This window comes from Amycolatopsis sp. NPDC003676 (genome assembly GCF_053587275.1).
The window spans coordinates 1-9,293 of sequence record NZ_JBSFNS010000194.1 but is presented as its reverse complement, the minus strand read 5'-3'; the positions used below and the strand labels follow the sequence as shown (position 1 = coordinate 9,293).

Below are 9,293 nucleotides of genomic sequence, written 5' to 3'. Positions count from 1 at the left end.
GGTACGTGAGGGGAACCCTGAGGGAATCAGATTCCCTCAGGGTTCCCCTCACGTACGTTTGATGCGGCGAAGCGGGGTCGGGCGGGGGTTACGCCGCAGCGGGTTCTTCCGAGAACTGCGTGTGGTACAGCTCCGCGTACCGGCCTTCCTTCGCCAGCAGTTCGTCGTGCGTGCCGCGTTCCACGATGTCCCCGTTTTCCACCACCAGAATCAGATCCGCCGCCCGCACGGTCGACAGCCGGTGCGCGATCACCAGCGACGTGCGGCCTTCCAGGGCACCGGTGAGCGCTTCGCCCACCGCGGCCTCGGATTCCGAATCCAGGTGGGCGGTCGCCTCGTCCAGCACCACGACCTTGGGCTGTGCCAACAAAAGCCGCGCGATGGTGAGCCGCTGCCGTTCGCCGCCGGAGAGCCGGTAGCCGCGTTCGCCGACGGTCGTGTCCAGTCCGTCCGGCAGCGAGTGCACCAGATCGCCCAGCCTGGCCTTTTCCAGCGCGGCCCAGATCTCGTCGTCCGTGACCTCCGGACGCGCGTAACTCAGGTTGGCGCGGATCGTGTCGTGGAACAGGTGGCCGTCCTGGGTCACCACGCCGACGGTTTCGCGCAGGGAGGCGAAACTCAGGTCCTTGACGTCCACATCGGACAGCCGCACCGATCCGGCGTCCACGTCGTACAGCCGCGGCAGCAGCGAAGCGATCGTCGACTTGCCCGCACCGGACGATCCGACCAGTGCGACCATCTGCCCGGCCTCCGCGCGGAAGCTGAGGCCGTGCAGCACTTCTTCGCCGCCTCGGCTGTCCAAAGTGGCCACATCCTCCAGCGAGGCGAGCGAGAACTTGTCTGCCGCCGGGTACCCGAACCGGACGTCTGAGAACTCCACCGAAACGCCGCCCTCAGGCAGCTTCTTCGGCTCGGCCGGTTCCTTGATCATCGGCTCCAGGTCCAGCACCTCGAAGACCCGCTCGAACGACACCAGCGCGGTCATCACGTCCACGCGCACGTTCGCGAGCGCGGTCAGCGGCGTGTACAGCCGGGTCAGCAGCAGCGCCAGCGCCACCACGGTGCCCGGTTCAAGCTTCCCGGTGAGCGCCAGGTAGCCGCCGAGGCCGTAGACGAGCGCCTGCGCGAGCGCGGACACGAGCGTCAGGCTCGTCATGAACCAGCGCGTCAGCATCGCGGTGCGCACGCCGATGTCGCGCACGCGTCCGGCGCGGAGGCCGAAGTCGGCGACCTCCTGCCGCGGCCGGCCGAAGAGCTTCACCAGCGTGGCGCCCGGCGCGGAGAACCGTTCGGTCATCTGCGTGGTCATCCCGGCGTTGAGTTGCGCGGCCTCGCGCTGCAGTCCGGCCATGCGGCGGCCGAGCCGCCGGGCGGGCAGTACGAAAATCGGCAACAGCACCAGCGCGACGAGCGTGACCTGCCACGAGAGCGACACCATCACGATCAGCGACAGCACCAGCTGGATCACGTTGGTGACCAAACCGGACAAAGTCGCGGTGAAGGTGCGCTGCGCGCCGATCACGTCGTTGTTGAGCCTGCTGACCAGCGCACCGGTGCGAGTGCGGGTGAAGAACGCGATCGGCAGCTTCTGCACGTGCTCGAACACCGCCACGCGCAGGTCGAGGATGATGCCCTCGCCGATCCGCGCGGACTGCCAGCGTTCGGCGAGGCCCATCCCGGCGTCGACGATCGCGAGCACCGCGATCACCACCGACAGCCAGATCACCGCGTTCAGCTCGTGCCCGCCGACGATCGCGTCGACCACCTTGCCCGCGAGCACCGGCGTCGTCACGGCGAGCACCGCCGAGATCACGGTGAGCACCAGGAAGGCCAGCAGCCGCTTCCAGTGCGGCCGGGCGAACCGCGCGACGCGGCGGACCGTGCCCCGGGTCAGCGCTTTCGGCGCGTCGCCCGCCCGCATGGCGGAGCTCAGCAGCGCCCAAGTGTTGTCCATTGGAGTGTCCCCCAGCTCGTGAAAACCTCTAGATTAGTTGAACTTTTTTCCGGAGATGACCTGCACAACACCGGGACGCCCGGCATTCTTCCCGATGTCCGCGAAGGACTCCCCGGTGGACTCAGATTCCCCGCAGGAGCCCCTCAGGGACCTTGGGCGCGGGCGCGGCACGGGCGGTGCGGGACGGCGGGGCCCGGCTCGGTAGCCTGGCGTTTCGGGGTCGGCGAGCTGGGGAGGAAACGCGGGTGCAACTGCTGATGGCCCCTGCGCGGGCCGGAACAGCCCATCCCGTGCGCGTCGTCGCGTGGGATCTCGTCTTTTACCTCGGCTGCTTCGCCTTCGCGCTCGGCACCGCGCTCGCTTCGGAGTTCTACGGCTACCGGATCTGGGGCAATTTCGCCGTCGCCGGATACGGATTGGCGGCCGCGCACAGTGCCTGGCTGACGATTTCCGCGCGCCGCGGAATGCAAACTAAAGGCAAATTCGGTTCCCGCTGGATCGGAATCGGCGCGGTTGTCGTGCTCGCGATGTGTGCGCCGTTGCTGATGCTCGTGATCCGGCGGCTGACCGGAACGGACTGGCTGATCACCCCGTTCTCCTGGGCCGCGCAGCCCGAGGTGTGGGTGATCGAACGCAGCGCGGATCTGTTGCTGCGGCACGGAACCCCGTACGTCGACTTCGCAACACTCGGCCGCGCACCGGAAGTGAACGACTACACCCCGTACGGCCCGGTGATGACCGTCTTCGGGCTGCCGCGCGCGCTGCTCGGCGGCAATCCGGTCCTCAATGCACTGACCGACGCGCGCTGGATGTTCGCGCTCGCCGCGGTGATCTGCGCGTACGCGTCCTGGCGGCTGCTGAACCGGCCTCGTATTCCGGTTTTCGCCGCACAGCTCGCGATCGCCTGTCCGCTCACCGCCCTGACCTGGGCGGTCGCCGGCCCGGACCTCGCGATCGTGGGCCTGCTCGTGCTGACGTTCGCGCTGGCTTCTTCCGGCCGTCCAGGGTGGACTGGTTTCGTGCTGGCGCTGGTGATCAGCGCGAAACTCATCGTCGCGCCGGCGGCCGCGGTGCTCGCGGTATTCGTTTACCGGCGGGCGCGCGGCGAAAATCCTTGGGCCGCAACAGGTCGTTTCGCGGGCGCGCTGGCCGCGACGACGATCGCGCTGCATCTGCCGGTGTATCTGGCGAACCCGGCGGCGTTCACCGAGCACGTGATCCGCTTCCCGCTCGGCATGGGCGCGGTCCGCTCCCCCGCGGCGAGCCCGCTGCCCGGGCATCTGATCGCACAGGCCGGACCGGCCGGCACCGCGATTTCCCTGGTACTGGTGGGTGTTGCGGCGGTGGCGATGCTGATCTGGCTGGCACGCCGGCCCCCCGCGACGGGATCCGCTGCACTGACGCGAACCGCCGTCGGACTCGGCGCGTTGATCCTTCTCACTCCGGCCACCCGGTACGGCTACCTCGTGTACCCGCTGGTACTCCTCGGCGCCGCGCTGACCTTCCGGGATTCCGGACCGACCGCGCGCCCCCCGCGCAACGGCCGCGCTGACGCTACTTCTTCTTGACCCGCGTGGCCCCGCCGCGCCCCCGCAGCTGGACCCCGGACTCCGACAGCACCCGGTGGACGAACCCGTAGGACCGTCCGGTGGATTCGGCCAGCGCCCGGATGCTCGAGCCCTTCTCGTATTTCTTCTTCAGGTCAGCGGCCAGCTTGTCGCGCGTGTTGCCGGTGATCCGCGCGCCTTTCTTGAGATCAGCCACGTCGATCGCCTTCCCGCCGAGTGGTTGTTCCGGGCCATTCGCGGCCCCTGCCGGGGCAATGATCGAACACTACGCGCCGGATTGCCAGACGACAGCCGTAAAACGATCGAAACCGCGATCACATTGGGCCATTCCAGTGCTTTGCCCGACACGGTAAGCACCCGAACGGACGCACTCGGTCAGGCAAGCTGGACAAGTTCAAGATAATCCGCGGACCAGTGGTCCTCGGTGCCGTCCGGAAGCAGGATCACGCGCTCGGGTTCGAGCGCCTCGACCGCGCCCGGGTCGTGCGTCACCAGCACGACGGCGCCGGCGAAGCTGCGCAGCGCGTCGAGCACCTGCGCGCGGCTGGCCGGGTCCAAGTTGTTCGTCGGTTCGTCCAGCAGCAGCACATTGGCTTGGCTGGACACGAGTCCAGCGAGCGCGAGCCGGGTCTTCTCGCCGCCGGACAGCGTTCCGGCGGGCTGGTCGAGCTGTTCGCCGGTGAACAGGAAGGACCCGAGCAGGTTCCGCAGCTCCTGCGCGCCGGTGTCCGGCGCGAGATGGCGGATGTTTTCCCACACCGACGCTTCGTGGTCGAGAGTTTCGTGTTCCTGTGCGTAATAGCCCAAACGCAATCCGTGACCCGGTTCGACGGATCCGGTGTCCGGCGTTTCCATTCCGCCGAGCAACCGGAGCAATGTCGTCTTTCCGGCGCCGTTCAATCCGAGCACCACGACCTTCGAGCCGCGGTCGATCGCCAGATCGACGCCGGTGAAGATCTCGAGCGAACCGTACGACTTGGACAATCCGTCCGCGGTCAGCGGCGTGCGCCCGCACGAGGCCGGCTCCGGGAACTTGATCCGGGCCACCTTGTCCGCCTGGCGCGTCTCGTCGAGCGAGGAGAGCATCTGCTCCGCGCGCCGGGCCATGTTCTTGGCCGCGACGGCCTTGGTCGCCTTCGCGCCGAGCTTCGCGGCCTGTGCCTGCAGCGCGGACGCCTTCTTCTCGGCGTTCGCGCGCTCGCGGCGGCGGCGCTTCTCGTCGGTGGCGCGCGCGTCGAGGTAGCGCTGCCAGCTCATGTTGTAGATGTCGATCTCGCCGCGCGTGGCGTCGAGGAACCACACCTTGTTCACGACGTCGCCGAGCAGTTCGACGTCGTGGCTGATCACCACGAGCCCGCCGTCGTGCTGCTTGAGGAAGCCGCGCAGCCAGTTGATCGAGTCGGCGTCCAGGTGGTTGGTCGGCTCGTCCAGCAGCAGGATCGTCTCGGATTTGCCGCCGGCGCCCGCCTCGGCGGCGGCGAACAGGATCCGCGCCAGCTCGACGCGGCGGCGCTGACCGCCCGACAGGGTGCTCAGCGTCTGGGCGAGGATGCGGTCGGCGAGGCCGAGGTTCGAGCAGATCCGCGCCGCTTCGCTCTCCGCGGCGTACCCGCCGAGCGAGGAGAACCGCTCCTCGAGCCGCGCGTAGCGGTTGATCGCCTTGTCCCGCTGCTTGTCGTCGACCAGCTCGGACATGGCGGTCTGCGCTTTTTCCATGTCGCGCAGCAGGGTGTCGAGGCCGCGCGCGGACAGCACGCGGTCCTTCGCGGTGACCGACAGGTCGCCCTCGCGCGGGTCCTGCGGCAGGTAGCCGAGTTCGCCGCTGCGGCGGACGTCGCCGGCGTGCGGTTCGCCCTCGCCCGCGAGGACTTTGAGCGAGGTGGTCTTGCCCGCGCCGTTGCGGCCGACGAGGCCGATGCGGTCGCCGGACTGGATGCGGAGGGTGGCGCCGTTGAGCAGGATGCGCGAACCGGCGCGCAGCTCAAGGCCAGTGGCCGTGATCAAGAGAACTCCCGGATACGGGGGCGGTCAGATGGACATGCTGGAGCGCCCCGGCACCGCGTGCGATGCGGGGCGGGCGGTTATTCTCTCTGAATCCGCACGAATGCCCTGATGACCACGAGCCCAGTGTACGGGTCGGCGTCGAACGGTTTTCGCGGCCGTGTCCGGATTCACTCCGGCGCCGCTGTCGGATCCCTCACCACCAGCTCCACGGCGCGCAGCTCGTCGAGTGCCCGGCGGTCTCCGCCGAGGTCCACAGCGTCCACTTCGGACAGTCTGGGCAGCAGGACTTCGTACGCGTCTTGAACAGCGATCAGCCGTGGCGCCCGCACCCGGCGAAGCAGAAGTCGACTGTCAGCCCAGAGCGTTCGTCTTAAGTGCGCAACGGTCTAAACGGGACAGTCACGGTAGCCGTGGCGTCGCTTTCGGCGGCGACGTGCACTTGAGCGTGCGCCCGTCCGCCGCCTGCGACCTGCCGTGCCGGATACGGTACGGGGCCGCCGCGCGCATGGCGACGGCCCCGCATCCTCCTCAGGCGAGCTGAGGCCCCGTGGTCACCGTCTTGTGCACGTCCGCCGGATGCCCGGCCGCGACGTACCCGTTGACGTGCAGCGAAACGCTGCGGATCGAACCGGTGTCGCCGCCCGCGGTGTCGACGACCTTCAACGTCCAGGTCCCGTCCGCCGACGTGCCCGCCTGGGTCTGGGGCGTCACCGGCCGGTAGGTGCCGGTGAACGGCGCGTCCGCGGACCCGGTCGAGCTGAACAGCTTGGTCGCGGAATCGTCGAAGACCACCTGGCAGAGGTTGTTGCCGCTGCCGCCGCCCTTCTGGAACAGCGTCGCCGTCGCGCCGGACGGCGAGGTCAGCGTGCCGACCAGGTCGTTCACGTAGGTGTGGTCGATGCCGACCGTGGTCGCCTTCTCCGCGGCGGTGCAGGTGGCGCCGTCGATCGAGAGCGACACCTTCGAGGCGGGGCCGACGCCGCTCACCACGAGCGGAACCGACGCGCCGAGCGGCGAGTTGTCCGGAATCGCGACCACCGGGCCGGCGTAGGCGAAGGCCTGCGAAACCGGCGACGGCGTGCCGACCGGCAGCGAATACGTGCTGGTGCGCGGCGAGTACGAGCCCGCGAACGTCACCTTCGCGTTGAGCACCACCGGCGAGCCGAGCTGCTGACTGGCCGGAACTGTGACGGTGAAGTCGTTGATTCCGGTCTGTCCCGGGCTGATCGTGCCGTACGACTTCGCGCGCGGTTCGATCGTGACGCCCTGAGTCGGCGAAGTGAGCACGACGCTCGTGGACACCGCGGTGCCGTCGCCGGTGTTCTTCACCGGCAGCGTGACCGTCGCGGTGTCACCGGGGTTGAGCGTGCTGCCGCCGTTGGGTCCGCGGACCGTCGGCTGCCCGGCCTCCGCGTACGGCTGCGGGCTGGCTCCGGTGTACGCCAAAACCTTGTCCGCCAACAAAACTCCGGCACCGGTGAGATTGTCCGTCCCCGGTGCTTCGATGTCCACCGCGGTCTTCAGGAACGCCTCGCGAATGTCTGAAGAGGACAGTCCGGGATTGCCGGAAAGCACCAGGCTCGCGATCGCCGCCGCGTGCGGTGCGGCGGCCGAGGTGCCGAAGAACGGGTCGAACCCGCTCACCGAGGTGCGCACGCCGTCCGCGGCGGTGATTTCCGGCTTCTGCCGTACTTCTCCGCCGGTCGAGGACACGTTGCCCGGGGTGATCGGCGTTCCGTTGGCTTCGTAGAACACGCGTCGCGGGCCGTCCGAACTGAACCGTTCCGCCTTGCTGGCAGCGGAATACGCCGCCGGATACGGTCCGGTCGGGTTCGCCGGGTCGCCCGGTTCGAGCGGCCGTCCGAATGCCTTCTCGGCCGGTGCCGCAGCCACCGCGAACGCCTTGCGCGCCGCGGCGTGGCCGACGACCGCGCCCGGCGTGGAGTACGCCTTGAGCCCGTCCGCGGAGTCGCGGAACCGGCTGCCGAACGCGGTCAGCGAGAGATACCGGCTGGCCCCGGAGAACTTGACCACGGCGAGCCGCAGGCCGGTTCCGCCGAACACCGGGGTGGCCAGCTGCTCGTACGGGTCCTGGGTGCCGTTCTGGACGTCCTGGCTGAAGCTCACGACGTTGCCGCGCGCGTCGAGGAGGTAGAGGTCGTAGTCGTCGGCGGCCGCGCCGAGCGGGTCGGACCAGTGCAGCGTCACCGGGATGTTGGCCGACGACGCGTCCGAGATCGGCTCGAACACCTGCTTTCCGGCCGTGCCCGCGAAGTTGTGCGCAGTGCCGGCGTATTTGCCGATCGAGGTTCCGGAATCGACGAAGTCGCCTTCCCAGTGCGCCGCGGTGCCGTCGGCGACGTTGCCCTCGTTGCCCGCGGAGGAGAAGTAGAGCGCGCCGTCGGCGGTCACGTCGTTCACCGCTTGCGCGATGATCCAGTCCTGGAACGGGGATTCCTTGAAGTAAATGACGTCGTCGACGATGACGTCGCAATGCGCTTCGAAACGGAGCTTGCGGATGTTGTCGGCGAAACTCGCGTCGGAGGTGAATGCCGTGGCGAAACCGAGCTTCGCGTTCGGGGCGAGGTCGTGGATGATCTCCAGCATCGCGGTGCCCTCGTCGCCGCTGCCCGCTTGTCCGGCCAGGACATCGACCGCCGGAAGCTCGCCCTTAGTGCGCGAAACCTCGAGCGAATCGACCCCGTCGGACAGCGCACACGCCTTCACGCCGGTGCCGGTCACGCCGAACTGCTGGCGCGCGGTGTCCGCGTTGTGCGCCCGGTCGCCCGCGCTGACGACCTGCGTTTTGGTGCCGATCGCTTCCTTCAGCTGCCGGTCGATGCGGTCGGCCTTCTGCTGCTTGGTTTCCTTGTCGTCTTTGGTGTTTTCGCGCTGCCGCGCCGTCATCGCCTGATCCGCGGTCTCGACGTGCTTCACGTCGCCGCGCTGCGCGATCTCCGGCAAGGCGGTCAACGGAACCTCGGCGCGGATGCTCGCCGCCGTGCTCGACACCGCGCGTACCTCGGCTCCCGCTTTGCGCAGGTCGTTGACGAGCCCGTCGCTGACCTTCGTGACGCGGATGTCGACCAGCGCTTTGTCCGCGGTCTTGGCGATTCCCGGCAACGCGGCCGCACTCAGGCTCCGCGTGCGCATTTTCTCCTGGACGAGCAGCTTGCTGTCTATTTTGGACTCAGTCGCGGTCTGTCCTGCTTTGACAGCCTGCAATGCCGCGATCTGGCTTTTCGCAGTGGAGTCCACAGTGGACTCCTGCGCTCCGGCGATGGGCGGGGTCGCCAGCCCGGCGGCGAGCACCGCCGCGGCGACCACGCCCGTCCGTCTTCTGGCGGTACTTGTCGAGGCTCTAGGTGAACGGGTACGACGCACGTGCGCCTCCGATCTCACACCGCGTGCCCCGACTCACGCTGGCCAACGCCGGTGATCACCGGCTGGATCCAGCTAAGTACCACTTCTGTCCGGGAAAAACGGCCGTTGGGGTGACGTTGGGCAGGCAATATCCGTTGCCCGCCGGACGTCGTAGGCCGTTCGGCCGCATCCGCCCGGGTCCGCACGGGAGCGGGCCCGCCAACCCAGAGTTCCCGTGCCGAGGGATTTCAGCCGGCTCCGCGGGCGCGTTTGAGGCCCGCCCGCCCGGCAGGAGCCGGGTGCGCGGTCCGCCGCCGGTCGGGAGTGGCTGGTGCTCGCGATGGATTGGCGTCCGTCAGCGGGCGGTTTCGCCTGGGCGAAGCAGGTCCTCGCGCAGCACCCGC

Annotated in this window: 6 protein-coding genes and 1 pseudogene; 1 reads left to right on the top strand and 6 read right to left on the bottom strand. The window is 68.7% G+C overall.

Going from position 1 to position 9,293, the window contains the following annotated elements; genetic code table 11:
* Positions 1–88: 88 nt before the first annotated feature.
* The gene (locus tag ACWDNU_RS44110; protein WP_449673229.1) at positions 89–1,954 is read right to left on the bottom strand and encodes an ABC transporter ATP-binding protein; all 1,866 of its coding nucleotides are present in this window, start codon (positions 1,952–1,954) and stop codon (positions 89–91) included.
* A 257-nt stretch (positions 1,955–2,211) separates the two neighbouring features.
* On the opposite strand from ACWDNU_RS44110, the gene ACWDNU_RS44105 reads away from it, so the two are divergent.
* Positions 2,212–3,522, top strand: a complete 1,311-nt coding sequence (locus ACWDNU_RS44105; RefSeq protein WP_449673230.1) for a glycosyltransferase 87 family protein — start codon at positions 2,212–2,214, stop codon at positions 3,520–3,522.
* Here the strand turns inward: ACWDNU_RS44105 and ACWDNU_RS44100 are convergent.
* The 5 genes and pseudogenes from ACWDNU_RS44100 to ACWDNU_RS44080 all read right to left on the bottom strand — a co-directional run bounded on the left by ACWDNU_RS44100 (position 3,509) and on the right by ACWDNU_RS44080 (position 8,853).
* The gene (locus ACWDNU_RS44100) at positions 3,509–3,718 is read right to left on the bottom strand and encodes a helix-turn-helix domain-containing protein (protein WP_003071237.1); all 210 of its coding nucleotides are present in this window, start codon (positions 3,716–3,718) and stop codon (positions 3,509–3,511) included. The two genes, ACWDNU_RS44105 and ACWDNU_RS44100, sit on opposite strands and share 14 nt — an antisense overlap.
* Before the next feature lie 179 nt (positions 3,719–3,897).
* Positions 3,898–4,824, bottom strand: coding sequence for an ABC-F family ATP-binding cassette domain-containing protein (locus tag ACWDNU_RS44095; protein WP_370648251.1), 927 nt, complete (start codon positions 4,822–4,824; stop codon positions 3,898–3,900).
* Positions 4,825–4,947: 123 nt separating this feature from the next.
* Positions 4,948–5,535, bottom strand: a pseudogene (locus ACWDNU_RS44090) (ATP-binding cassette domain-containing protein); the annotation flags it as partial.
* A 158-nt stretch (positions 5,536–5,693) separates the two neighbouring features.
* A complete protein-coding gene (locus tag ACWDNU_RS44085; RefSeq protein WP_449673228.1) occupies positions 5,694–5,855 on the bottom strand; it encodes a hypothetical protein in 162 nt (53 codons plus the stop codon).
* Positions 5,856–6,054: 199 nt separating this feature from the next.
* A complete protein-coding gene (locus tag ACWDNU_RS44080) occupies positions 6,055–8,853 on the bottom strand; it encodes a S8 family serine peptidase (RefSeq protein WP_449673227.1) in 2,799 nt (932 codons plus the stop codon).
* Between the last annotated feature and the right edge of the window lie 440 nt (positions 8,854–9,293).

What these genes read in the sequence shown, in the direction of transcription:
- ACWDNU_RS44105 (WP_449673230.1), top strand. Translation starts at nt 2,212, where the DNA reads ATGGCCCCTGCGCGGGCCGGAACAGCCCATCCCGTGCGCGTCGTCGCG.
- ACWDNU_RS44110 (WP_449673229.1), bottom strand. Translation starts at nt 1,954, where the DNA reads ATGGACAACACTTGGGCGCTGCTGAGCTCCGCCATGCGGGCGGGCGAC.